The following is a 24,214-nucleotide window of genomic DNA, read 5'->3' on the forward strand; positions in this document are numbered from 1 at the left end:
CCTGGCCCTCAGGGATTCGCCGTCGTGGCGGCGGGCGCCGGCGGCGCCGGCATGAACCGCACGGCCGGCCCTGGCGTGATGCCCTTGCGCCACGCGTCCAGTTGCGCCTCGATGCCGTCGCCGACGTAGCTCTGCGGCTCCGAGGGCGTGAGCTTGTCGCGCTGCTCCCATTGCGCGATCTCGGCCTTGGCCTGGGCGAAGGCGTCGACGAAGTTGTCGGTGCGGTTCAGTGCGTCGACCAGCCAGGCATGGCCGAAGTAGGTGAGGTCCGATTCGCTGCCGCAGCCGAAGGAACTGCGGTCGGTGCGTGCGGCGGTGAGCACCAGCGTGCCAGCGGTGGCCAGCGGCGGGATGAAGCCGCCGGAATAGCAGGCGTTGACCACCACCACCTTCCACTTGAACGGGTGCTCCTTGAGGATCTCGGCGAGGTCCTGCGCGCCGATCTGGTCCAGCGGCAGCGGGTCCATGTCCACCAGCAGCTCGTGGTCGTCGCTGCCGTGGGTGGTGAGGTAGAGCATCAGGATGTCGTCCGGCTGCATCACCCTGGAAAGGCCGTCGAGTGCGGCTTCGAGGTTGTTCCAGCCGGCAATGGGATACGTGGAGAGCGAGGCCGGGTTGTTCTCCAGCACCAGCGTGTGGGTGCTGGCCCCGAAGCGCTGGCGGAACAGCCTGGCGGCGTATTCGGCCTCGTTGCGGAACACGTCCTCGCTGCCGTCACCCGCGAAGGTGACCAGGTAGAGGTTGGGCTTGCCGGGCACGCGCGGACCGAGCTTCGCCAGTTCGTCCTGCAGCATCTTCGGTTGGGCGTACAGCACCTGCTCGGGGGTGGGGCCCTGGTTCGGCCAGTTGGCATCGTCCTCGCTGTCCTCGCCGTCGTCGGCGGACGAGCCGGCCGTGGCGGTGCTGTTCGCCGTGGCCGTCGTCGCCGTGGTTGCCGCGACAGTGGATGACGATGGGGTGTGGCCGTGGCCGGGCAGCCACAGCATCAACAGCACGCCGGCGGCGAAGGCGAGCAGGGCGGTGAGGATGGTGCGCATGCAGGGCTCGATGTTGGCTCAGGGGGTGATCGCGTCGAAATCGGCGTAGGCGGGATGGCGCGGTTGCGCAGGCAAGGCCTGCGGCGGGCGCAGCAGCCAGCCGGTGCGGAAGCCCGCAGCCTGCGCGGCATCCAGTTCCTCGGCGATGTCGGACAGGAACAGGATGTGCGCGGGCTGTTCGCCGATCGCCGCGGCGATCTTCTCGTAGGAAGCCTGCGCGCGCTTGGGGCCGGTCTCGGTATCGAAGTAGCCGGCGAACAGCGGCGTGAGGTCGCCGGCCTCGCTGTAGCCGAAGAACAGCTTCTGCGCGGGCACCGAACCGGAGGAATACACGTACAACCGCAGGCCCTCGGCGCGCCAGGCGCGCAGCCGCGCTGCCACTTCGGGATAGACGTGGGCGCGGTAGTCGCCGGCCTCGTAACCTTCCCGCCAGACCATGCCCTGCAGCGCCTTCAGCGCGGTGGACTTGCGATCCTCGGCGATCCAGCGCAGCAGCAGCTCGATCACTTCCTGCCGGCTGGCCTCGATGTAGCCGGCCTCCTTTGCGGCCTCGTGCAGCCAGTGCTGCACCTCCGGGCGATCGGCATGGGTTTCGACGAAGGCGGGCAGGCGCTTGCGCGCATAGGGAAACAGCACGTCCTTGACGAAGCTGATCGAGCTGGTGGTGCCTTCGATGTCGGTGACGATGGCGCGGATTTCGGGCATGGCTGTTGCGCGGGGAGAGTGGACCGACAGTTTACCCGGCTGCGGCGTTCATCCCCTCTCCCGCAGGCGGGAGAGGGGAGCAGGCCTGGCTCAGCCCGCGGCGGCGACAGGTTCCATGCGCGGGAAGCCCTGTGCGATGTCGCTGCCGGTGAAATTCGCCACCCAGCCTTCCTTGTTGGTGAACAGGCGGATCGCCACGAAATACGGCGCCTCGCTCATGTCGAACCAGTGGCGGGTGCCGTCGGGCACGCCGATCAGGTCGCCCGCTTCGCACAGCACGTCGTAGACCCTGCCGGCCATGTGCAGGGTGAACTGGCCGGCCCCGGCGACGAAGAAGCGCACCTCGTCCTCGCTGTGGGTGTGCTCGCTGAGGAACTTCTGGCGCAATGCGGCGCGCTCGGGGTGATCGGGCTTCAGGCTGATCACATCCACCGACTGGTAGCCCTCCTCGCGCATCAGCCGGTCGATGTCGGTGCGGTAGGCGGCGATCACCTCGTCCTGGCTGGCGCCGGGGGCAATCGGCTGGTTGGCGGCCCACTGCTCGAAGCGCACGCCGACCCGACCCAGCTCGCGGGCGATGGCCGCATGCTCGGCGTATGTGGACAGCGGTGCCTCGGGACGGTTCTCGTCGAAGATGCGCAAACGGCTCATGCCTTGAGTCTCCGTAGATCAAGTTCGCAAGCCAGCAGGAATTCCAGGGCCTCGAGGTGGCGGCGAGCTTCGGCCATGTCGCGGCCCCACGTATAGATGCCGTGGCCGTCGATCAGGTAGGCCGAGAGCGGATTGCCGGAATCCAGCCAGGCATCCACGTGCGCCACCAGCTCGGGCATGTGCTGGGTGTTGGGGAACACCGGGATCTCCAGCACGCCTTCGTGCGTGGTGTGGCCGGTGATGGCTTTCTGCAGTTCCCAGCCTTCCACGCGCACCACGCCATGCTTCGCGAACAGCCGCGAGGCCACGCTCTGCGTGCGCGAATGGGTGTGCAGCACGGCCTGCGCCTCGGGCCAACGGCGATAGACCTGGGTGTGCAGCGCGGTTTCCGCGCTGGGGCGGGCGTCGGTGCCCACGGCCCGGCCCTGCATGTCCACCAGCATGATGTCGTCGCGGGTGAGCTTGCCCTTGTCACGGCCGGAGATGGTGATCGCGGCGTGTTCAGAGTCGACGCGCATCGAGAAGTTGCTGCTCGTGGCGGGCGTCCAGCCGGCCAGCGCCAGCTCGCGCGCGGCGGCGGCGATCGCGTCGGCGCGCGCGGCGAACAGGTCGGGCGGAATCGAATCGGGCAATGGCTGGCTCATGCAAATGGACGTCCAAACGAGGGAGGAATCATACCACGTGCGGCATGCCGCCCTGTGGCAACGTGTCCCGGCCAAATGCGATCCATTCGCGCCCCGCGCGTGACGGTGGGCGTAGCATGTCTGGCGGTTCCACCGCGGCACGCGGTGGAAGTTCTTCCCAACGACGGAGGTTTTCAATGTCGCATGACGAAAACAACGAATCGCGTCGCCGTTTCCTGAAGGTGGCCGCCGGCACCACCGCGGCCGCATTGGTGATGGGCGGCTTGCCGCGTTTCGCGCGCGCGGCCGACCTGCCGCACGTGACCGACGCGGACCCGACTGCGAAGGCGCTGGGCTACGTCGAGGACGCCAGCAAGACCACCAATCCCAAGCACAAGGCCGGCGACGCCTGCGCCAACTGCCAGTTCTACTCCGGCGGCCCGACCGGCTACGGTCCCTGCGCGCTGTTTCCCGGCAAGTCCGTCAATGCGAAAGGCTGGTGCGTGTCGCATTCGCCGAAGGCGGGTTGATCGCGCGCGCTGCGCTTCCGGTCGGGCAAGCGAACGAAGGCCGGCACAGGGTGCCGGCCTTTTTGCATGCAGTGTCACGTGGGCACACGTCGACCGCGCACTGATGGCGCGAGTGGCATCGGAGAGGGGGCGCCGCGGGAAAAATGCTGCCCGGCGCGTCAGGCTGAGGAGCTACCCACCTGACGCACCGGGCCGCGATCCGGGGCCCACTGCCAAGTGATCAACCCTCGGACTGGGGATAATACCCCTGGGCGGGCCAAATGGGCGGTCGGGAGTCGAGATTCTTTCGGAAATATTCCGTTAAGTTGTTCAAAAACAACATGTTGTGCGGATAAGGCGAGACAAGTTCTGAAAAACCAGGGTTGCCGCCTCGAATGATCATGATGGGCGACTTACAACGGAAATGACTTGTTTTCGACGGAATTCGGCGGAGCTCTCCGCTCAAGCTCGCCCAATGCTTGCCCGTGCACGGCGCAGCTCGCTGTGCCGGTAGCCGTAGCCGAAGTAGATCGCCAGGCCGATCACGGTCCAGATGCCCATCAGCAGCCACTGGTACCAGTTCTCCCAGTACAGCAGGCCGAGGCAAGAGAACACGCCCAGGGTGCAGATCACCGGCGCCCACGGCACGCGGAAGGTGCGCGGCAGGTCGGGGCGGGTGTAACGCAGGATCAGCACGCCGGCGCAGACCGCGACGAACGCGATCAGCGTGCCCATCGAGACGAGGTCGCCGAGGATGTCCAGCGGGAACACCGCCGCCAGCGCCGCGATGCCGATGCCGGTGATCACGGTATTGATGTGCGGCGTCTTGTAGCGCGGGTGGATCTTCGCGAACACCGGGGGCAGCAAGCCGTCGTTGCCCATGATCATGAAGATGCGCGGCTGCGCGATGATCATCACCAGCACTACTGACGACAGGCCGATCAGCGCGCCGATCTCCACCACCCAGCGCAGCCAGTTCAGTTGCGGGTGGGCCTTCACCGCGGTGACCACCGGTTCGCTGGTGCCCAGCTGGTCGAACGGCAGCAGGCCGGTGATGACGGCAGCCATGCCGATGTACAGCACGGTGCACACCGCCAGCGAGACGAGCGTGCTGATGGGCAGGTCGCGCTGCGGGTTCTTCGCCTCCTGCGCCGCGGTGGAGGTGGCCTCGAAACCGATGTAGGCGAAGAACACCAGGGTCGAGGCGCGCATGATGCCGGCCCAGCCGTATTTCTCCGGTCCCTGCTGCGCCGGGATGAACGGATGCCACAGGGCCGGGTTCACGTACTGCCAGCCGGCCACGATCACGATCACGATCAGGCCGACCTTGAGCAGCACCATCGCCAGGTTCGCGCCGCTGGATTCGCGTATGCCCACGTAGCACAGCCAGGTCAGCGTCAGGGTGATCGCCACCGCCGGGAGGTTGAGCAGTGCGCCGGTGGCGACGAGGTGGCCGTCCTGGTAGGCCAGCGGCGCGTTGGTGAGCGCCGCGGGCAGGTGCAACCCCATGTTGTCGAGCAGGCTGGTGAAGTAGCCGGTCCAGCTCACCGCCACCGCCGAGGCGGACACGCCGTACTCCAGCACCATGTTCCAGCCGATGAACCAGGCCACCAGTTCGCCCAGCGTGGCGTAGGCGTAGGAGTAGGAGCTGCCGGACATCGGGATCAGGGTGGCGAACTCGGCGTAGCACAGCGCGGTGAAGCTGCAGCAGATCGCCGCGATGATGAACGACAGGACGATCGCCGGCCCTGCATGCTCGGCCGCCGCCTGGCCGGTGATCACGAAGATGCCGCCGCCGATCACCGCGCCGATGCCCAGTGCCGTCAGGCCCCAGGGACCGAGCGTGCGCTGCAGGGCAATGCCGTGGGCGGCGTCGGCGCCGAATTCGGTCTTGCGGGCGAGCAGTTGCTTGAGCATGGTGCTTCCAAACGTGGAACCGGCACGACGTGGTCGTGCCGGCAACGTGACAATCGGTGTATGGGGGCGCGCGGGAATCAGCCCGCCTCGGTACCGCAAGCCAGGTGGCTCTTGCGGTAGCCGTACAGGTAATAAACCACCAGGCCGATCGCGCCCCACGCGAAGAAGGTGATCTTCGCTTCCTTCGACAGATTGAGGAACAGCAGCAGGCAGCCGAGCACCGCCAGCGGGCAGACCAGCCACGGCAGCGGGGTGCGGAACGGGCGCGGGCGGTCGGGCTGGGTCTTGCGCAGGATCAGCACGCCGATCGCCACCATCATGAACGCGAACAGCGTGCCCGAGTTGGTGATGTCGGCGAGGATGCCCACCGGGAACAGCGCGCCGAACAGCGAGACGAAAGTGCCGGTGATCAGGGTGATCACGTGCGGCGTGTGGAAGCGCGGATGGATCTTGGCCAGCCTGCTGGGCAGCAGGCCGTCGCGCGACATGGTGAAGAAGATGCGGGTCTGGCCGTAGGTCATCGTCAGGATCACCGAGGGCAATGCGATGCCGGCGGCGAAGGCGATGAAGGCGGCGACGGTGTTGTGGTTGAGCAGGCGCACCACGTGGGCCAGCGCTTCCTTGCTGCACACCAGCGCCTGCGAACCGTCGCAGGCTGCGGCGAACGCCGGCGTGCCCGGCTCAAGCGCCATCCCGTTCGGGCCCAGCATGGGTTGCGCACCCACCGAGCCCACCGCGGCGTAGCTCACCAGCAGGTAGTAGATGGTGCACACGCCCAGCGAACCGATCAGGGCGATCGGGATGTTGCGGTTCGGGTTCTTGGTTTCCTCGGCCGCCGTCGAGATGGCGTCGAAGCCGATATAGGCGAACACGATGGAGGCCGCCGCGCCCAGCACGCCGATGCCGCCCATCGGGCTGCCCCAGCCGTTCGGCACGAACGGCGTGAAGTTCTGGTCCTTCACCGCGGGCAGCGCGACGAAGATGAAGGCGGTGAGGGCGGCAATCTTGATCAGCACCAGCACGGTGTTGACCTTGGCCGACTTCGAGGTGCCAACCACCAGCAGGGCGGTGACCGCCAGGCCGATCAGGCAGGCCAGCAGGTTGAAGCTGCCGCCGTCCATCGGGCCCGCCTGCAGGAAGTGCGGCAGACCGAATCCTGCATGCGCGAGCAGGCCGTTGACGTAGCCGGCCCAGCCCACGCACACCGTGCTGGCGGCGATGGTGTACTCCAGCACCAGCGCCCAGCCCACGATCCATGCGACACCCTCGCCGAGCACGCCGTAGGTATAGGTGTAGGCCGAGCCGGCCACCGGCACCATCGCGGCGAGTTCCGCATAGGCCAGCGCGGCGAACGCGCAGACCACCGCGGCGATCACGAACGCGATCATCATGCCGGGTCCGGCTTTCTGGCCCGCCTCGGCGGTGAGCACGAAGATGCCGGTGCCGATGATCGCGCCGATGCCGAGCATGGTGAGCTGGAAGGCGCCGAGCTGGCGGGTGAGGCTTTTCTTCTCCGCCGTGGCAATGATCTGGTCGATCGGCTTGATGCGCTTGAACAGCATGCGGTGCTCCCCGGAAAACAACGACGTCACGCTCGAACGGAAACGCGACGAAGAGTGACGCGACGAGCCGACGGACGGCCAACCATAGCGGAGCGACTGTAGGGGTACAAGACGCGATGCAGCTAGAATGCGCGTTGTTTTCCGCATCCCTGCCACAAGTCATGCCAGCCTTTTTTCCGCGATTCGCCACTGCCCTGGATGACTATCTCGCGCGCCATCCGGAGGAGGGCGACGTCGTCGCCGATTTCGAGGAATTCCTCGCATCGGATGCGGCGGTGTTCGAGCGCAGCCATGGCGAGGGCCACTTCACCGGTTCGGCCTGGCTGGTGAGCGCGGACGGCGAGCGCGTGCTGCTCACCCACCATCGCAAGCTCGGGCGCTGGCTGCAGCTGGGCGGCCATGCCGACGGCGATGCCGACCTCGCGCGGGTGGCGTTGCGCGAGGCGCAAGAGGAATCCGGCCTGGGCGAACTGGTGGTCGAGCCGGAGATCTTCGATCTCGACGCCCATTGCATCCCGGCGCGCGGCGACGAGCCGGAGCACTGGCACTACGACGTGCGCCACGTGGTGCGCGCCACCGGCAGCGAGGAATTCGCGATCAGCGCCGAGTCGCTGGCGCTGGCATGGAAGCCGGTGCGCGAGATCGCCGGCGATGCGCACGCCGATGCGTCGCTGCGGCGCATGGCCCGCAAGTGGCTGGCGCGCAACTACGCGTAGCGTTCCGGCGCCGGGTTGAGGTGGCCGCAGCCCTGGCAGGTGCGCGCCTCGCGCGAGCGGTAGAAGCGCTCGAACACCGGCGGGAAGTCGCGCTCGATGCTGTCGAGGATGAAGTACTCCTCGTACAGCTTGTGGTTGCAGCGCTCGCAGAACCACAGCAGGCCGTCCTTCTCGTGCGGCAGGCGCCGGCGCTCGATCACCAGGCCGATGGAGTCGGCCATGCGCTGCGGTGAATGCGGCACGCGCGGCGGCAGGTAGAACATCTCGCCGGCGCGGATCGGCAGGTCGCGCGCCACGCCGTCGTCCTGCACCTTCAGCACCATCTCGCCCTCGAGCTGGTAGAAGAATTCCGGGCCCTCGTCCCAGTGGTAGTCGGTGCGCGCGTTGGGCCCGCCCACGATCATCACGATGAAGTCGCCGTCGACGATGCACTTGTTGCCCACCGGAGGTTTCAGCAGGTGGCGGTGTTCGGCTATCCAGTCTTGCAGGTTGAAGGGTGGGGTGAGTGCCATGGACGGTGCCTCGCTGCTTTTCTTCCTCTCCCCTCCGGGGAGAGGATCGAGGTGAGGGGCGGGTGCTCGCATCGGCCTTTCATGGGAAGCGAATCAGCCACGTCCGCACCTTATCGCAAGACTGGCCCCCCACCCCAGCCCTCTCCCCAGAGGGGAGAGGGAGCCGACCTCACACCTCCAGCGTGGCGAGGTCGCCTTTCTCCTCCAGCCACGCCTTGCGGTCGCCGGCGCGCTTCTTGGCCAGCAGCAGGTCCATCAGCTTCGCGGTGCCGTCGTCGCCGTCCACGGTGAGCTGCACCAGGCGGCGGGTGTCGGGATGGATGGTGGATTCGCGCAGCTGCGGCGGGTTCATCTCGCCCAGGCCCTTGAAGCGGGTGACGCTGACCGCGCCCTTCATTTTCTCGCGCTCGATCTTCTGCAGCATCGCCTGCTTCTCGGCTTCGTCGAGGCAGTAGAACACCTGCTTGCCCACGTCGACGCGGAACAACGGCGGCATCGCCACGAACACGTGGCCCTCGCTGACCAGGTGCGGGAAGTGCTTGAGGAACAGCGCGCTGAGCAGGGTGGCGATGTGCAGGCCGTCGGAGTCGGCGTCGGCGAGGATGATCACCTTGCCGTAGCGCAGGCTGGCGAGGTCGTCCTTGCCGGGATCGCAGCCGATCGCCACGGCGAGGTTGTGCACTTCCTCGGAGGCCAGCACGGAAGTCGATTCCACTTCCCAGGTGTTGAGGATCTTGCCGCGCAGCGGCAGGATCGCCTGGAACTCCTTGTCGCGCGCCTGCTTGGCGCTGCCGCCGGCGGAGTCGCCTTCCACCAGGAACAGCTCGGTGCGCGAGAGGTCGGTGGAAGTGCAGTCGGCCAGCTTGCCGGGCAAGGCGGGGCCCTGCACGATCTTCTTGCGCACCACCTGTTTGGCGGCCTTGAGCCGCGCGCTGGCGCGCTCGATCGCGAGCTGGGCGATGCGCTCGCCGAGATCCACGTGCTGGTTCAGCCACAGGCTGAAGGCGTCGTGGATCACGTTCTCCACCATGCCCGCGGCCTGGCGCGAGGACAGCCGCTCCTTGGTCTGGCCGGCGAACTGCGGATCGAGCAGCTTGGCGCTGAGCACGAAGGCGAGCCGCTCCCACACGTCCTCCGGCGCCAGCTTCACGCCGCGCGGCAGCAGGTTGCGGATGTCGCAGAACTCGCGGATCGCATTGGTGAGACCCGAGCGCAGGCCGTTGACGTGCGTGCCGCCCTGCGCGGTGGGGATCAGGTTGACGTAGCTCTCCTGCACCAGCTCGCCTTCCGGCAGCCAGGCCAGCGCCACGTCCATGCCTTCGGTGTCGCGCGCCACGTGGTGCACGAACAGTTCCGCGGGCAGCGCCTCGCCGCCGTCCAGTTCGCCGCGCAGGTAGTCGCGCAGGCCGTCCTCGTAGCGCCACTCGACGACTTCGCCGCTGGCTGCGTCGGTCAGCTTCACCGCGAGGCCCGCGCACAGCACGGCCTTGGCGCGCAGCAGGTGCTTCAGCCTCGACAGCGAGATCTTCGGCGAGTCGAAGTATTTCGGGTCGGGCCAGAAATGCACGGTGGTGCCGGTCTTCTTCTTCGGCACCGTGCCGATCACCTGCAATTCGCTGACGCGATCGCCGTGCTCGAAGGCCATGCGGTATTCGTTGCCGTCGCGGCGGATCGTCACTTCCACCCGCTGCGATAGCGCGTTCACCACCGACACGCCCACGCCGTGCAGGCCGCCGGAGAAGTTGTAGTTCTTGCCGCTGAACTTGCCGCCCGCATGCAGGCGGGTGAGGATCAGCTCGACGCCCGGGATGCCTTCCTCGGGGTGGATGTCCACCGGCATGCCGCGGCCGTCGTCCGTCACCTCGACCGAGCCGTCCGCGTGCAGCACCACCTCGATCGATTTCGCGTGGCCGGCCAGCGCCTCGTCCACCGAGTTGTCGACCACCTCCTGCGCCATGTGGTTGGGGCGGGTGGTGTCGGTGTACATGCCGGGCCGGCGCTTGACCGGGTCCAGGCCGGAGAGGACTTCGATGTCGGCGGCGTTGTAGCGACTGCTCATGCGTGGTCGTCGGGCAAATGAAAGCGTCGCAGCATGGCGGCGCACAGGGGGAGGGTCAAGGACTCACAGCGGCGCGCAATGGCGTTCCAGCCAGGCGAGGTCGGCGCCTTCCAGCAGCGGCGACAGCGCGGCGCGCACGGTGGCGTGGTAGTCGTCCAGCCAGGCGCGTTCGTCGGGGCCGAGCAGGCCGGGTTCCAGTGCGCGGCGGTCGAACGGGCACAGGGTGAGCGTCTCGAAGGCGAGGAAGTCGCCGAACTCGGTGCTGTCGGCCTCGACCACCACGGCGAGGTTCTCGTGGCGGATGCCGTGGCGGCCCGGCTTGTACAGGCCCGGCTCGATCGAGGAGATCATGCCCGGCTCCAACGCCACCAGCGCGCCGCCGTTCACCGGCGGGCGGATCGATTGCGGGCCTTCGTGCACGTTGAGGAAGTAGCCCACGCCGTGGCCGGTGCCGTGGCCGTAGTCGCAGCCGGCCGCCCACAGCGGCGCACGCGCCAGCGCGTCGAGCTGCGGGCCGCTGGCGCCTTTCGGGAAGCGCGCGCGGGACAGCGCGATCATGCCCTTGAGCACCAGGGTGGCGTCGCGGCGCTGCTCGGCGCTGGTCTCGCCCAGCGCCAGCACGCGGGTGATGTCGGTGGTGCCGCCGAGGTACTGGCCGCCGGAGTCGACCAGCAGTAGGCCCTTCGCCTGCAGCGCGCTGTGCGATTCCTGGGTGGCGCGGTAGTGGGGCAGCGCGCCGTTGGCCTGGTAGCCGGCGATGGTGGCGAAGCTTTCGCCCACGAATTCCGGTTGCGCGGCGCGCGCGGCATGCACGAGCCGGTGCACGTCCAGCTCGGTGAGTGGCTTGCCCTCGGCGAGCTGGTGCTCGATCTCGCGGAACGCGCCGGCCAGCGCTGCGCCGTCGCGGCGCATCACGTCGCGCACGCGATCCAGCTCGGCCGGGCTCTTCACCGCCTTGAACGCGGTACTGGGGTTGGCGGCCTCGATGCGCCGGACACCGGCGGGGATCGCGTTGCTGATCGCGCAGACCACGCGGCCGGGATCGAACAGCAGGGCGTCGTCCTTGCGCAGCTCGGCCAGCGCGCCGGTGATGCCGGCATAGCCGGTGATCGCGACGCCGTCGGCGGCGAGCTGCGCCACCAGCGCGTCGTCGAACTTGCCGCGTTCGGCGAACAGGGTGGCCTTGCCCTCGGCCGTGACCAGCAGGTGGGCCAGGAAGACCGGGTTGCACTCCACGTCGCTGCCGCGCAGGTTGGTGAGCCAGGCGATGTCGTCGAGGCTGGAGACGAGATGGTGCGTGGCGCCGCGCTTGTGCAACGCGGTGCGCAGTCGCGCCAGCTTGTCCGCGCGCGACGTGCAGGCCCAGGCGATCGGGTGCTCGACGATGCGCGCGTGCGGCAGGGCGGGGCGGTCGTGCCAGGCCGCGCCGGGCAGGTCGAGGTCGGTGCGCACGCGGACGCCGTGCTCGCCCAGCCTGGCTTCCATCTGGCGCAGGCCGGCCAGCGAGACGCTGTCGCCGGCCACGGCCAGCACGTCGGCTTCGTGCAGGTGCGTGGCCAGCCAGTCCATGTGCTCGGGGGTGTGCGGCACGTGCAGCTTCATCAGCGCGATGCCACTGCCGGCGAGCTGCTGCTCGGCCTGCGCGAAATAGCGCGAGTCGGTCCACAGTCCGGCATGCTCGCGGCCCACGATCAGGGTGCCGGCCGAGCCGGTGAAGCCGGACAGCCACGCGCGGGCCTGCCAGTGTCCGGGCAGGTATTCGGACAGATGCGGGTCGGCGCTGGGGACGATCACGGCGGCGACGCCGTGCTGCTGCATGGCCGCGCGCAGTGCGGCGATACGGGCGGGGACGGGAGTGCTCATGCGCGGCATGTTAGCAGGCGCGCATGTGGCCGGATGCTTGCCACAACGCGGCGCGGCCCGCAACGCGCAAGATCATCGCGCAGCATGCTTCAACTGCGGCATTGTGTCTCGACGGGGTGTCATTTCGCACCGCTACTCACTACGATGCGCGCGCCGCATCCCCACGGCATCCCCCTTTTAGCCGTCCAAAGAGTCGTTCGTGAGCAAACGTAGCGTCGTTTCCGCCTTGCGCTGGTCGTGCGCAGGCCTGGCCGTGTTCCTCGCCGGCTGCAACATGGAGGTCCTCTCGCCGAAAGGCGACGTGGGCATGCATGAAAAGAACCTGATCCTGATCGCGCTCGGGCTGATGTCCGTGGTGGTGATCCCGGTGATCGCGTTGACCCTGTGGTTCGCCTGGCGCTACCGCGCCTCCAACACCAAGGCCACCTACGCGCCGAAGTGGTCGCACTCGACGAAGATCGAGGCGGTGATGTGGGGCATCCCCTGCGTCATCATCGCGATCCTCGCCGTGATCACCTGGCGCAGCACGCATGCGCTGGACCCGTACAAGCCGCTGGTCTCGGAGGTGAAGCCGGTGACCATCGAGGCGGTGGCGCTGGACTGGAAGTGGCTGTTCATCTACCCGGACTACGGCGTGGCCAGCGTCAACCAGATCGCGTTCCCGGTGGACACGCCGGTGAATTTCAGGATCACCTCGGCCTCGGTGATGAACGCGTTCTTCATCCCGCAACTGGGCAGCCAGATCTACGCGATGAACGGCATGCAGACCAGGCTGCACCTGATCGCGCGCGAGCCGGGCAGCTATGAAGGCCTGTCCTCCAACTACAGCGGCGCCGGCTTCTCCGACATGCACTTCAAGGCGATCGCCACCACCTCGCAGGGCTTCCGGGACTGGCTGGCCAGGGCGAAGGCCAGCGCGGCCGCGCTCGACCTGCCGACCTACCAGGCGCTGGAACAGCCCAGCGAAAAGGTGCCGGTGTCGTACTACGCGACGGTCGCGCCCGGGCTGTTCGAGAACATCCTGCACAACGACGTGGGCGGCAGGCCTGCCGGCGACAAGCCGACGGAGGGCGCGCCGATGAAGGGCATGCCGATGGAAGGCATGCCGGCGCACGACGGCGTCGCCGTCGTCGCCTCGCGCCACGATCACGCCAAGGTTGCGGAGTAAGCCATGTTCGGAAAGCTTTCCCTTTCGTCGATCCCGTTCGACCAGCCGATCGTGATGATCACCCTGCTGGCGGTGGCCATCGGTGGTGCGGCCCTGCTCGGCGGCATCACCTATTTCCGCAAGTGGGGCTACCTGTGGAACGAGTGGTTCACCACGGTGGACCACAAGAAGATCGGCGTCATGTACGTCATCCTGGCGCTGGTGATGCTGCTGCGCGGCTTCGCCGACGCGATCATGATGCGCGGCCAGCAGGCGCTGGCCGCGGGCGGTGCCCAGGGCTACCTGCCGCCGCACCACTTCGACCAGATCTTCAGCGCCCACGGCACGATCATGATCTTCTTCATGGCGATGCCGTTCATCGTGGGCCTGATGAACCTGGTCGTGCCGCTGCAGATCGGTGCGCGCGACGTGGCCTACCCGTTCCTGAACTCGCTGAGCTTCTGGCTCACGGCGTCGGGCGTGGTGCTGATCATGCTGTCGCTGTTCGTGGGCGAGTTCTCCACCACCGGCTGGCTGGCCTACCCGCCGTTGTCGGAACTGCAGTTCAGCCCAGGCGTCGGCGTGGACTACTACATCTGGGCGTTGCAGCTGTCCGGCCTGGGCACCACGCTTTCGGGCATCAACTTCATCGTCACCATCCTGCGCATGCGCACCCCGGGCATGACGCTGATGAAAATGCCGGTGTTCAGCTGGACCGCGCTGGTCACCAACGTGCTGATCGTGGCGGCGTTCCCGATCCTCACCGTGACGCTGGCGCTGCTCGGCGCCGACCGCTACCTCGGCATGCACTTCTTCACGAACGGCCTCGGCGGCAACGCCATGATGTACGTGAACCTGATCTGGGTCTGGGGCCACCCCGAGGTCTACATCCTGGTGCTGCCTTGCTTCGGCGTGTTCTCCGAGATCATCTCCACGTTCTCGGGCAAGCCGCTGTTCGGCTACAAGTCGATGGTGTGGGCCACGGTGGCGATCGGCGGCCTGTCCTTCCTGGTGTGGCTGCACCACTTCTTCACCATGGGCTCGGGCGCGGACGTCAACGCGTTCTTCGGCATCGCCACCATGGTGATCTCGATCCCCACCGGCGTGAAGGTGTTCAACTGGCTGTTCACCATGTACCGCGGCCGCGTGCGCTTCACCGTGCCGGTGCTGTGGACGATCGGCTTCATGGTGACCTTCGTGATCGGCGGCATGACCGGCGTGCTGCTGGCGGTGCCGGGCGCTGACTTCGTGCTGCACAACAGCCTGTTCCTGATCGCGCACTTCCACAACATGATCATCGGCGGCGTGGTGTTCGGCTGCCTGGCCGCGCTGAACTTCTGGTTCCCCAAGGCCACCGGCTTCAAGCTGGAGGAGCGCTGGGGCAAGTGGTCGTTCTGGTGCTGGCTGGTGGGCTTCTACGTGGCCTTCGTGCCGCTGTACCTGCTCGGCTTCATGGGCGCCACCCGCCGCATGCAGCACTACGACAACGCGGCCTGGCAGCCGTACTTCGTGGTGGCCTTCATCGGCGCGGTGATCATCCTGGCCGGCATCGGCTTCACCGTGCTGCAGATCGCGGTGAGCATCCGCAACCGCGACAGCAACCGCGATCTCACCGGCGATCCGTGGGGCGGCCGCACCCTGGAGTGGTCGACCAGCTCGCCGGCGCCGTTCTACAACTTCGCGGTGCTGCCCGAGGTGAGCGAGCTGGACCAGTTCTGGGCGGACAAGGAGCACAAGCGCGCCTGGCCGCGCCATGCGCACTACGCCGACGTCCACATGCCGCGCAACACCGGCGTGGGCGTGGTGATGGGCGGCTTCGCCACGCTGCTGGGCTTCGGGCTGATCTGGCACATCTGGTGGCTGGCGATCCTGGGCCTGGCGGGCATGGTGGGCTCGTTCGTCGTGCGCTCCTACGACCGCGACGTCGACTACTACGTGCCGGGCGCCGAAGTCGAGAAGATCGAGCGCGAGCGGCTGGTGCCGCTGCACAAGCTGATTGACCAGGTGGGCGCCGCTCCCGCCGAGCAGAAGGTGGCCTGATCCCATGAATGCTTCCGTCATTACCGCCGGCCACGACGTCGCCGGCCACCACGAGCACCACGACGACGGCTCCAAGACCCTGCTGGGGTTCTGGATCTACCTGATGAGCGACTGCCTGATCTTCTCGGGCCTGTTCGCCACCTTCGCCGTCATGGCCCACTCCTACGCGGGCGGCCCCACCGGCAAGGAGATCTTCGATCTCAAGTACGTGCTGGGCGAGACCATGCTGCTGCTGGTCTCCAGCTTCACCTTCGGCATGGCGATGCTGAACATGCACGCCGGCCGCCGCGGCAAGGTGCTGGCCTGGCTGGTGGTCACCTTCCTGTTCGGTGCGGCCTTCGTGGGCATGGAAATCCACGAGTTCGTCCACCTGATCCACGAGGGCGCCGGCCCGGACCGCAGCGCCTTCCTGTCGGCCTACTTCACCCTGGTCGGCACGCACGGCCTGCACGTCACCTGCGGCCTGATCTGGATCGTGGTGATGCTGGACATGGTGCGCCGCCATGGCCTGGACGGCATCGTCAAGCGCCGGTTGTCCTGCCTCAGCCTGTTCTGGCATTTCCTCGACGTGATCTGGATCTGCGTGTTCACTTTTGTCTATCTGCACGGGGTGCTGTGATGTCGCACGCTCATGAACAGGCCGCCCACGGCGGCAAGCACGGCTCGCTTTCGTCCTACATGGTCGGCTTCGGGCTGTCGCTCGTGCTCACCCTGCTGTCCTTCGGCTGCGTGATGACCGGCATGGTGCCGCACCACCTGGTCGTGCCGGGCCTGATGGTGTTCTGCGTGGCCCAGGTGCTGGTGCAGCTCGGCTTCTTCCTGCACATGGGCATCGCCCCGGAGCAGCGCGAGAACCTGATGGTGATGGCGTGCGCGCTGATCTTCATCGCGATCGTGGTGATCGGGTCGCTGTGGGTGCTGCACAACATGAATGCCTACATGATGCCGGGGATGGCGCACGGCTGAGGCTGGCGCTCCCGATGGTCCTGCTGCCGGCGGCTCCGCGAGGGGCCGCCGGTTTTGTTTGGGGCAGCGCAAGCGTCAAAGCGGTTTCGTGCGCCTGCTGGCGCCCGAGTTACTTTTCTCTTGCGTGGCCAAGAGAAAAGTAACCAAAAGAGAAGGCCACCCCGGGGCGGCGCTTGCCGTCCATCCATGGACGGCAAGTCCGTGAGGCGGGGCCGGGCTTTTCGAGCGGGCTCCTGCCCGCGCGAAAAGGCGAGGCCATCCGTGGCCTCGCCCGCTGCGCGGCCTCCTCGTCCCCGCCTCACGGCCGCCCAGGGGCCCCATAAAAGCAGGCGCCCATCGTGCGCGCCAGAAGCAACGGCCAAAGCAAGGCAAAGCGCCGCGCACCCGCAGGGCGGGAGGTCCGGAGGGCGCGCCATGGGCGCCCCCTTTCTTTGGCTACTTTCTCTCGGGCAAGCACAGAGAAAGTGACCCGGGCCGCGGCAGGGGCTCGAAACCGCTTTGTTCCTCGCGAACACGGCAGGCAACAACCCGTCTTCAGCAAGGAGGGCTGGCCGCGCAACCGCAATTCATCATGAATCCGGCCCACCGCGACATCTCGCGGCGGAGGCCGTCTGCCGCTAGAATGCGTATTTCCAGCACGGCTGCTTTCCATGACCCCCCTGATTTTCGTCACTGGCGGTGTGGTGTCCTCGCTTGGCAAGGGCATCGCCGCGGCGTCGCTGGCCTCCATCCTGGAAGCGCGTGGCCTCTCGGTCACCATGATGAAGCTCGACCCGTACATCAACGTAGACCCGGGCACCATGAGCCCGTTCCAGCACGGCGAGGTCTACGTGACCGACGACGGCGCGGAGACCGACCTCGACCTCGGCCACTACGAGCGCTTCGTCCATACCCGGCTCACCGGCAAGAACTCGATCACTACCGGCAAGATCTACGAGAGCGTGATCCGCAAGGAGCGCCGCGGCGACTACCTGGGCGCCACCGTGCAGGTGATCCCGCACATCACCGACGAGATCAAGCACTGCATCCACGAGGCCACCCGCGGCTTCGACGTGGCGCTGGTGGAGATCGGCGGCACGGTGGGCGACATCGAATCGCTGCCGTTCCTGGAGGCGATCCGCCAGCTGCGCATCGAGCATGGCCCGGAGAAGTGCCTGTTCATGCACCTCACCCTGGTGCCGTTCATCAAGGCCGCCGGCGAGATCAAGACCAAGCCCACCCAGCATTCGGTGAAGGAGCTGCGTTCGATCGGCATCCAGCCGGACATCCTGCTGTGCCGCAGCGAGCAGCCGCTGCCCGAGGGCGAGCGGCGCAAGATCGCGCTGTTCACCAACGTGCCCGAGAATGCCGTCATCAGCGCGGTGGACGTGGACGTGATCTACAAGACCCCGTTGTGGCTGCACCAGCAGGGCCTGGACGAGATCGTGGTGAAGAGGCTGGGCCTCGACGCCAAGCCGGCCGATCTCTCCGGCTGGCAGCGCACGGTGGACGCCGTGGTGCACCCGAAGGACGAGGTCAACGTGGCCATCGTCGGCAAGTACGTGGAGCACAAGGACGCCTACAAGTCGCTGGGCGAGGCGCTGCGCCATGGCGGCATCAAGCAGCAGACCCGGGTGAACCTGCAGTGGATCGACTCCGAGCAGGTCGAGGCCGAAGGCGCCGCCAAGGTGCTCGGCGCCATGGACGCCATCCTCGTGCCGGGCGGCTTCGGCAAGCGCGGCTTCGAAGGCAAGATCATGGCCGCGAAGTACGCGCGCGAGCACGGCGTGCCGTACTTCGGCATCTGCTACGGCATGCACGCGGCGGTGGTGGATTTCGCCCGCCACGTGGCCGGGCTGGCCGATGCCGACTCCAGCGAGAACGACCGCAACACGCCGAACCCGGTGATCGCGCTGATCACCGAGTGGACCACGGCCGCCGGCGAAGTCGAGCAGCGCAGCGAACGTTCGGATCTCGGCGGCACCATGCGCCTGGGCGCGCAGGAGTGCCGCCTCAAGGCCGGCACGCTGGCCCGCGAGATGTACGGCCAGGACGTGGTGCGCGAGCGCCATCGCCACCGCTACGAATTCAACAACCGCTACCGCCAGAGCTTCGAGGACCAGGGCCTGGTGATCTCCGGCAAGTCGATGGACGACCTGCTGGTCGAGATCGTCGAGCTGCCGCCGCAGAAGCACCCGTGGTTCCTCGGCTGCCAGGCGCATCCGGAGTTCACTTCCACCCCGCGTGACGGCCACCCGCTGTTCATCGGCTTCGTGCGCGCCGCGCGCGAGTACAAGGCCGTGCGCGACGGCCACAAGCTGGCGCAGGGAGCCGTGGCATGAAAGGTTCTCACATCCCTGTGACTGGGTTCCGGCCAATCCATGGCCGCAATGACGATGTGGCGTCATCGCTGCACCCTGAAGGAGTGCAGCGATGAAACTCTGCCATTTTGAAGTCGGCCTCGACCGGCCGCTGTTCCTGATCGCCGGCCCCTGCGTGGTCGAATCCGAGCAACTGCAGCTGGATACCGCCGGCAAGCTCAAGGAAATCACCGGCAAGCTCGGCGTGAACTTCATCTTCAAGTCCAGCTTCGACAAGGCCAACCGTTCCTCCGGCACCAGCTTCCGTGGCCCGGGCATGGAGGAGGGGCTGCGCATCCTCGGCGAGGTGAAGCGCCAGATCGGCGTGCCGGTGCTCACCGACGTGCACGAATACACCCCGTTCGGCGAGGTTGCCGCGGTGGTGGACGTGCTGCAGACGCCGGCCTTCCTGTGCCGCCAGACCGATTTCATCCAGGCCGTGGCCCGCGCCGGCAAGCCGGTGAACATCAAGAAGGGCCAGTTCCTCGCGCCGTGGGACATGAAGCACGTCGTCGCCAAGGCCAAGGCCGTGGGCAACGACAGCATCCTGGTCTGCGAGCGCGGCGCCAGTTTCGGCTACAACAACCTGGTCTCGGACATGCGCAGCCTCAGTGCGATGCGCGAGACCGGCTGCCCGGTGGTGTTCGACGCCACCCATTCGGTGCAGTTGCCGGGCGGTCAGGGCAGCAGTTCCGGCGGCCAGCGCGAGTTCGTGCCGGTGCTGGCGCGCGCGGCGGTGGCCGCGGGCGTGGCCGGGCTGTTCGCCGAGACGCACCCCGATCCTTCCAGGGCGCTCAGCGACGGCCCCAATGCCTGGCCGCTGGGCAAGATGGAAGCGCTGCTGGAAACATTGATGGAGCTGGATGCCGTGACCAAGCGCCACGGCTTCCTCGAAGACACCTTGTGACGCCGGGGACCATCCCGGGTCAACCCTGAATCGCCACCTCTGGATTGGAGCCGCATGAGCACTGACATCACCCGCATCCACGCCCGTGAAATCCTCGACTCTCGCGGCAATCCCACGCTGGAGGCCGAGGTCACCCTGGCCGGCGGCGGCTTCGGCCGCGCCGCGGTGCCCAGCGGCGCCAGCACCGGCACCCGCGAGGCGGTGGAGCTGCGCGACGGCGACAAGGCGCGCTACCTCGGCAAGGGCGTGCGGAACGCGGTGGCCAACGTCAACGGCGCGATCGCCAGCGCGCTGAAGGGTTTCGATGCAGCCAACCAGGGCGGGCTCGATGCGAAGCTGATCCAGCTCGACGGCACGCCGAACAAGGGCAAGCTGGGCGCCAATGCGCTGCTCGGCGTGTCGATGGCCGCCGCGCATGCGGTGGCGGCGCAGCGCAGGCAGGCGCTGTGGCAATACCTCGCGGAGATCAACGGCACCACCGGCAAGCCCGGCGCGCTGCCGGTGCCGATGATGAACATCATCAACGGCGGCGCGCATGCCGACAACAACGTCGACGTGCAGGAATTCATGGTGCTGCCGGTGGGCGTGTCCAGCTTCGCCGAGGCGCTGCGCGCCGGCGCGGAGATCTTCCACGCGCTGAAGGGCGTGCTGAAGGGCAAGGGCCTCAACACCGCGGTGGGCGACGAGGGGGGCTTCGCGCCGAACCTGCGTTCCAACATCGAGGCGCTGGACACCATCCTCGAAGCGGTCCACAAGACCGGCTACAAGGTGGGCAGCGAAATCCTGCTGGGCCTCGACGTCGCCAGTTCCGAGTTCTTCAAGGACGGCAAGTACGACCTGGAAGGCGAGGGCAAGGTCTACACCCAGCACGAGTGGGTGGACGTGCTGGCCAGCTGGGCGAAGCAGTACCCCATCGTCACCATCGAGGACGGCATGGCCGAGGGCGACTGGGACGGCTGGAAGCTGCTCACCGAAAAGATCGGCAAGAGCGTGCAGCTGGTGGGCGACGACCTGTTCGTCACCAACCCGGGCATTTTCAAGGAAGGCATCGACAAGGGCATCGCCAACGCCATCCTGATCAAGGTCAACCAGATCGGCACGCTGTCCGAGACGCTGGAGGCCATCGCGATGGCCGACGCCGCGAAGTACGCCGCGATCGTGTCGCACCGCTCGGGCGAGACGGAAGACACCACCATCGCCGACATCGCCGTGGCGACCACGGCGACCCAGATCAAGACCGGTTCGCTGTGCCGCACCGACCGCGTGGCGAAGTACAACCAGCTGCTGCGCATCGAGGAAGCACTGGGCCCGGCGGCGCGCTATGCGGGCCGCACGGCGTTCGTCAGCCTCGACCACCTGCCGGGCTGACCCGGCGCGCCCCGGCCCATGCTGCGCTGGATCGCCCTGGTCCTGTTCCTGCTGCTGGTCGGACTGCAGCTGAAACTGTGGTCCGTGCACGGCGGCATGCACGAGGTGGATGCCTTGCGCGTGTCGATCAAGAAGCAGACCGACGAGAACACGCGCCTGCAGCAGCGCAACCAGGCGCTGGCCGCCGACGTGTCCGACCTCAAGCACGGCGACCAGGCGATCGAGGCGCGTGCGCGCACCGGGCTGGGCCTGATCAAGCCGGGTGAAACGTTCTACCAGGTCGACAACCAGCCCGCGGGCGCGAGCAGCACGCTGCCCCTGCCGCCGCCGGCCCGGCCCGCCGGCGCCACGGGTGGCGTCGTCAGATGAGCACGACCTTCTGGTGCGTGGTGCCCGCCGCCGGTCGCGGCGCGCGCATGGGCGCGGACTGTCCCAAGCAATACCTGCCGCTGGCCGGCAAGCCGTTGATCGCGCACACGCTGGAGCGGCTGGCCGCGCACCCGCGCGTCGCCGGCCTGATGGTGGTGCTGGGCGAGAACGACGCGCACTGGCCCGGCACCGCGACCCTGCACGGCAAGCCGGTGCGCACCGCGATCGGCGGCGCCGAGCGCAGCGATTCGGTGCTGGCCGGGCTGCACGCCTTGCCGCCCGAGGTGGGCGATGCCGACTTCGTGCTGGTGCACGACGCCGCGCGTCCCTGCGTGCGCGAGGCCGACATCGCACGCCTGGTCGAACGGGCCGCGCAGGCGGATGGCGGCCTGCTCGGCGCGCCGTTGCGCGACACGCTGAAACGTGCCGGTGAAGGCGGGCGCAGCCTCGCCACCGAGCCGCGCGAACAGCGCTGGCGCGCGTTCACGCCGCAGATGTTCCGCCGTGGCGAGCTTGCCGCGGCGCTGCACGCGGTGGCGCGCGACGGCCGGGCGGTCAGCGACGAGGCGATGGCGATGGAGCTGGCCGGTTTCCGGCCGCTGCTGGTCGAGGGCGCCGAGGACAACATCAAGGTGACCACGGCGGCGGACCTCGCGCTGGCTGAATTCCTGCTGGCGAGGACGGCATGAGCTTTCGTATCGGCAATGGTTTCGACGTGCACGCGTTCGGTACGGGTGACCACGTCACCTTGGGCGGCGTGCGCATCCCCCATACGCATGGATTGGTGGCGCACTCCGATGGCGACGTGGTGATCCACGCCCTGTGCGACGCGATCTTCGGCGCGCTGGCGCTGGGCGACATCGGCAGGCACTTCCCGCCCTCCGACGAACGCTGGCGCGATGCCGACAGCCGCCGGTTCCTGCGCCACGCGGCGCTGCTGATGGCACAGCACGGCTATGCGCTGGGCAACGCCGACGTCACCGTGATCGGCGAATCGCCCAAGGTCGGTCCGCACGCGCAGGCCATGCGCGAGAACCTCGCCGCCGACCTCGAATGCGAGCTCGGCCGCGTCAGCGTCAAGGCCACCACCACCGAAAAACTGGGCTTCACCGGCCGCGGCGAAGGCATCGCCGCCCAGGCCTGCGTGCTGCTGATCCAACGCTGAAACCACGACCCCATGACAAACCGGGAACTTCCTTTCGCCCATGGCGCCGCGCCGCCTTTGACGGCGCGTCTTCGCCTTGCTCATGAAGATTTCCTGGTCGAGGAAATCCTGGGCTACGACGCCGACGGCAGTGGCGAGCACGTGCTGCTATGGGTGGAGAAACGCGGCGCGAACACCGACTGGGTGGCGCGCGAGCTGGCGAAGTTCGCCGGCGTGCCGCCGTTGGCGGTGGGCTACGCGGGCTTGAAGGATCGCCATGCGGTGACCCGGCAGACGTTCTCGGTGCAACTGGCGGGCAGGCCCGATCCGGACTGGTCCGCGTTTCCGCATGCGGAAGTGAAGGTGCTGGCCGCCACGCGCCACGGCCGCAAGCTCAAGCGCGGCGGGCTGCGCGGCAACCGTTTCGTGCTGGTGCTGCGCGAGGTGCAGGGCGAGCGCGAGCGCGCGGAACAGGTGCTGGCCACGATCGCCGCACGTGGCGTGCCCAACTACTTCGGCGAGCAGCGTTTCGGCCGCGAAGGCGGCAACCTCGCGCAGGCGCGGGCGATGTTCGCGGGGCGCCGGGTGGATCGTGACAAGCGCGGCTTCCTGCTCTCCGCCGCGCGCTCGCAGATCTTCAACAGCGTGCTTGCCGCCCGCGTCGAGCGCGATGCGTGGGATGCGCCGCTGGATGGCGAGATCTGGTCGCTGGCCGGTTCGCGTTCGTGGTTCGGTCCCGAGCCGTATACCGAGGTGCTGGCGCAACGGCTGGCAGGCGGTGACATCCACCCTTCCGGTCCGCTGTGGGGGCAGGGCGAGCCGCCCGCCTCAGGCGAGGCGGGTGCGCTGGAGCGCGAAATCGCTGCCGCCCACGCCGACCTCGCCGAAGGCATTGCCGCCGCGCGCATGGATCAGGAGCGCCGTCCGCTGCGCCTGCTGCCGCAAGACCTGCGCTGGCGCTGGCTGGCGGACGACGCGTTGGAACTGTCGTTCCAGCTGCCGGCGGGGGCGTATGCGACGGTGGTGGTGCGGGAAGTGGCGGTGACGTCGCAGGTCGCCGATTCGCAGGCCGCAGATCAACAGCGTCATGTTTGATTGATCCCCGACGCGCATCCTGCGCTTCGGGGATTCGCCTGCTCCGGGCATTGCCCTGAGCAGGCTCCGTCCGGCAGGCGCGATACGCCTGCCGGACGTTGGGCCATCCATGGCCCGGGCTCCCTCACCCTCGCAGCAACACGACGACTGCACCGGTGCCCCCTTGCGCCGGACGCGCGGAGGCGAACGCCACCACGTCGTCGCGTCGGCGCAGCAGGCGGTCGGTGAGCGCCTTCAGCACGGGGCCGGCGGCCTTCGAGCGCAGGCCCTTGCCGTGGATGATGCGCACGCAGCGCAGGTCGCGCTGCTTCGCCTCGGCAAGGAAGCTGGCGATGGAGGCCTGCGCGGCGGCGGCGTTCATCTGGTGCAGGTCCAGGTCGTCCTGCACGCTGAACTGGCCGCGCTTGAGCTGGCGCAGCAGCTTCGGCGGATAGCCGTCGCGCAGGTAGCCCAGTTCCTCGCCCACTTCGAGCGTGGCCGGGTCGAAGGCCATCTCCAGCAGTTCGCCCGGCACCGCGGCCTCGTCGGCCTCGAACATGCGCGGCAGCGGCGCGGGCTTGGGCGCGGACGGCGGTGCGGCGACCGGATCGATGCGCTGCACCTCGCCGATCGCCTCGCGGAACAGGCGGGCGTCATCTTCGCTGATCACGGCGGGCGGGCGGCGCTTCATGCAGCGATGCTAGCA

General features: G+C 67.8%; 23 protein-coding genes. 13 read left to right on the forward strand and 10 right to left on the reverse strand.

Annotation, left to right across the window (positions count from 1 at the left end; genetic code table 11):
• Positions 1-8 precede the first annotated feature (8 nt).
• The 4 genes from ABQJ56_RS02750 to ABQJ56_RS02765 form a co-directional block, all read right to left on the reverse strand.
• The gene (locus ABQJ56_RS02750; protein ID WP_367843464.1) at positions 9-1,037 is read right to left on the reverse strand and encodes a C13 family peptidase; all 1,029 of its coding nucleotides are present in this window, start codon (positions 1,035-1,037) and stop codon (positions 9-11) included.
• A gap of 18 nt (positions 1,038-1,055) precedes the next feature.
• The gene (mtnC, locus tag ABQJ56_RS02755) at positions 1,056-1,742 is read right to left on the reverse strand and encodes an acireductone synthase (RefSeq protein ID WP_367843465.1); all 687 of its coding nucleotides are present in this window, start codon (positions 1,740-1,742) and stop codon (positions 1,056-1,058) included.
• Positions 1,743-1,832: 90 nt separating this feature from the next.
• The gene (locus ABQJ56_RS02760) at positions 1,833-2,393 is read right to left on the reverse strand and encodes a 1,2-dihydroxy-3-keto-5-methylthiopentene dioxygenase (protein WP_367843466.1); all 561 of its coding nucleotides are present in this window, start codon (positions 2,391-2,393) and stop codon (positions 1,833-1,835) included.
• Positions 2,390-3,037, reverse strand: a complete 648-nt coding sequence (locus ABQJ56_RS02765) for a methylthioribulose 1-phosphate dehydratase (RefSeq protein ID WP_367843467.1) — start codon at positions 3,035-3,037, stop codon at positions 2,390-2,392. Before ABQJ56_RS02765 ends, ABQJ56_RS02760 begins: the two co-directional genes overlap by 4 nt.
• Positions 3,038-3,213: 176 nt before the next feature.
• Between ABQJ56_RS02765 and ABQJ56_RS02770 the strand changes: the two genes are divergently transcribed.
• A complete protein-coding gene (locus tag ABQJ56_RS02770) occupies positions 3,214-3,546 on the forward strand; it encodes a high-potential iron-sulfur protein (RefSeq protein ID WP_367843468.1) in 333 nt (110 codons plus the stop codon).
• Positions 3,547-3,987: 441 nt separating this feature from the next.
• Here the strand turns inward: ABQJ56_RS02770 and ABQJ56_RS02775 are convergent, their stop codons facing one another.
• Both ABQJ56_RS02775 and ABQJ56_RS02780 read right to left on the reverse strand, forming a co-directional pair.
• Complete coding sequence (locus ABQJ56_RS02775) at positions 3,988-5,442, reverse strand: amino acid permease (RefSeq protein ID WP_367843469.1); 1,455 nt, start codon at positions 5,440-5,442, stop codon at positions 3,988-3,990.
• Positions 5,443-5,519: 77 nt separating this feature from the next.
• Positions 5,520-7,004 (reverse strand): amino acid permease, encoded by a 1,485-nt coding sequence (locus ABQJ56_RS02780; RefSeq protein WP_367843470.1) that lies wholly within the window; start codon positions 7,002-7,004, stop codon positions 5,520-5,522.
• Positions 7,005-7,165: 161 nt separating this feature from the next.
• On the opposite strand from ABQJ56_RS02780, the gene ABQJ56_RS02785 reads away from it, so the two are divergent.
• Positions 7,166-7,720, forward strand: coding sequence for an NUDIX hydrolase (locus ABQJ56_RS02785; protein WP_367843471.1), 555 nt, complete (start codon positions 7,166-7,168; stop codon positions 7,718-7,720).
• Here the strand turns inward: ABQJ56_RS02785 and ABQJ56_RS02790 are convergent.
• The 3 genes from ABQJ56_RS02790 to ABQJ56_RS02800 all read right to left on the reverse strand — a co-directional run bounded on the left by ABQJ56_RS02790 (position 7,711) and on the right by ABQJ56_RS02800 (position 12,154).
• The gene (locus ABQJ56_RS02790) at positions 7,711-8,232 is read right to left on the reverse strand and encodes a 3-hydroxyanthranilate 3,4-dioxygenase (RefSeq protein WP_367843472.1); all 522 of its coding nucleotides are present in this window, start codon (positions 8,230-8,232) and stop codon (positions 7,711-7,713) included. The genes ABQJ56_RS02785 and ABQJ56_RS02790 overlap by 10 nt on opposite strands.
• Before the next feature lie 169 nt (positions 8,233-8,401).
• Positions 8,402-10,291, reverse strand: a complete 1,890-nt coding sequence (parE, locus tag ABQJ56_RS02795; RefSeq protein WP_367843473.1) for a DNA topoisomerase IV subunit B — start codon at positions 10,289-10,291, stop codon at positions 8,402-8,404.
• A gap of 63 nt (positions 10,292-10,354) precedes the next feature.
• Positions 10,355-12,154, reverse strand: a complete 1,800-nt coding sequence (locus ABQJ56_RS02800; protein WP_367843474.1) for an aminopeptidase P family protein — start codon at positions 12,152-12,154, stop codon at positions 10,355-10,357.
• Between the two features lie 274 nt (positions 12,155-12,428).
• Here ABQJ56_RS02800 and cyoA point away from each other — a divergent pair, with 274 nt between their 5' ends.
• The 11 genes from cyoA to truD all read left to right on the forward strand — a co-directional run bounded on the left by cyoA (position 12,429) and on the right by truD (position 23,529).
• Positions 12,429-13,322 carry a ubiquinol oxidase subunit II gene (cyoA, locus tag ABQJ56_RS02805; protein WP_437343390.1) on the forward strand — a complete coding sequence of 298 codons (894 nt, stop codon included), beginning with the start codon at positions 12,429-12,431 and terminating at the stop codon, positions 13,320-13,322.
• A gap of 3 nt (positions 13,323-13,325) precedes the next feature.
• Positions 13,326-15,341 carry a cytochrome o ubiquinol oxidase subunit I gene (gene cyoB / locus ABQJ56_RS02810; RefSeq protein WP_367843476.1) on the forward strand — a complete coding sequence of 672 codons (2,016 nt, stop codon included), beginning with the start codon at positions 13,326-13,328 and terminating at the stop codon, positions 15,339-15,341.
• Positions 15,342-15,345: 4 nt separating this feature from the next.
• Positions 15,346-15,960, forward strand: coding sequence for a cytochrome o ubiquinol oxidase subunit III (cyoC, locus tag ABQJ56_RS02815; protein ID WP_367843477.1), 615 nt, complete (start codon positions 15,346-15,348; stop codon positions 15,958-15,960).
• On the forward strand, positions 15,960-16,307 hold the full coding sequence (gene cyoD / locus ABQJ56_RS02820; RefSeq protein WP_367843478.1) for a cytochrome o ubiquinol oxidase subunit IV: 348 nt from the start codon (positions 15,960-15,962) through the stop codon (positions 16,305-16,307). The genes cyoC and cyoD overlap by 1 nt, the downstream gene beginning before the upstream one ends.
• 650 nt (positions 16,308-16,957) lie before the next feature.
• Entirely contained in the window at positions 16,958-18,628 is a 1,671-nt protein-coding gene (pyrG, locus tag ABQJ56_RS02825) for a CTP synthase (RefSeq protein WP_367843479.1), read from the forward strand.
• 91 nt (positions 18,629-18,719) lie between these two features.
• The gene (gene kdsA, locus ABQJ56_RS02830) at positions 18,720-19,553 is read left to right on the forward strand and encodes a 3-deoxy-8-phosphooctulonate synthase (RefSeq protein ID WP_367843480.1); all 834 of its coding nucleotides are present in this window, start codon (positions 18,720-18,722) and stop codon (positions 19,551-19,553) included.
• A 54-nt stretch (positions 19,554-19,607) separates the two neighbouring features.
• Positions 19,608-20,921, forward strand: coding sequence for a phosphopyruvate hydratase (gene eno / locus ABQJ56_RS02835; protein WP_367843481.1), 1,314 nt, complete (start codon positions 19,608-19,610; stop codon positions 20,919-20,921).
• An 18-nt stretch (positions 20,922-20,939) separates the two neighbouring features.
• A complete protein-coding gene (ftsB, locus tag ABQJ56_RS02840) occupies positions 20,940-21,290 on the forward strand; it encodes a cell division protein FtsB (protein ID WP_367843482.1) in 351 nt (116 codons plus the stop codon).
• The gene (gene ispD, locus ABQJ56_RS02845) at positions 21,287-21,979 is read left to right on the forward strand and encodes a 2-C-methyl-D-erythritol 4-phosphate cytidylyltransferase (RefSeq protein ID WP_367843483.1); all 693 of its coding nucleotides are present in this window, start codon (positions 21,287-21,289) and stop codon (positions 21,977-21,979) included. The genes ftsB and ispD overlap by 4 nt, the downstream gene beginning before the upstream one ends.
• Positions 21,976-22,455, forward strand: coding sequence for a 2-C-methyl-D-erythritol 2,4-cyclodiphosphate synthase (gene ispF / locus ABQJ56_RS02850; protein ID WP_367843484.1), 480 nt, complete (start codon positions 21,976-21,978; stop codon positions 22,453-22,455). Before ispD ends, ispF begins: the two co-directional genes overlap by 4 nt.
• A gap of 12 nt (positions 22,456-22,467) precedes the next feature.
• On the forward strand, positions 22,468-23,529 hold the full coding sequence (gene truD, locus ABQJ56_RS02855) for a tRNA pseudouridine(13) synthase TruD (RefSeq protein ID WP_367843485.1): 1,062 nt from the start codon (positions 22,468-22,470) through the stop codon (positions 23,527-23,529).
• A gap of 124 nt (positions 23,530-23,653) precedes the next feature.
• Here the strand turns inward: truD and ABQJ56_RS02860 are convergent, their stop codons facing one another.
• On the reverse strand, positions 23,654-24,199 hold the full coding sequence (locus tag ABQJ56_RS02860) for a Smr/MutS family protein (protein WP_367843486.1): 546 nt from the start codon (positions 24,197-24,199) through the stop codon (positions 23,654-23,656).
• Positions 24,200-24,214 lie beyond the last annotated feature (15 nt).

Origin of the sequence: Rhodanobacter geophilus, assembly GCF_040812275.1 — a bacterium.
Lineage (GTDB): Bacteria > Pseudomonadota > Gammaproteobacteria > Xanthomonadales > Rhodanobacteraceae > Rhodanobacter_A > Rhodanobacter_A geophilus.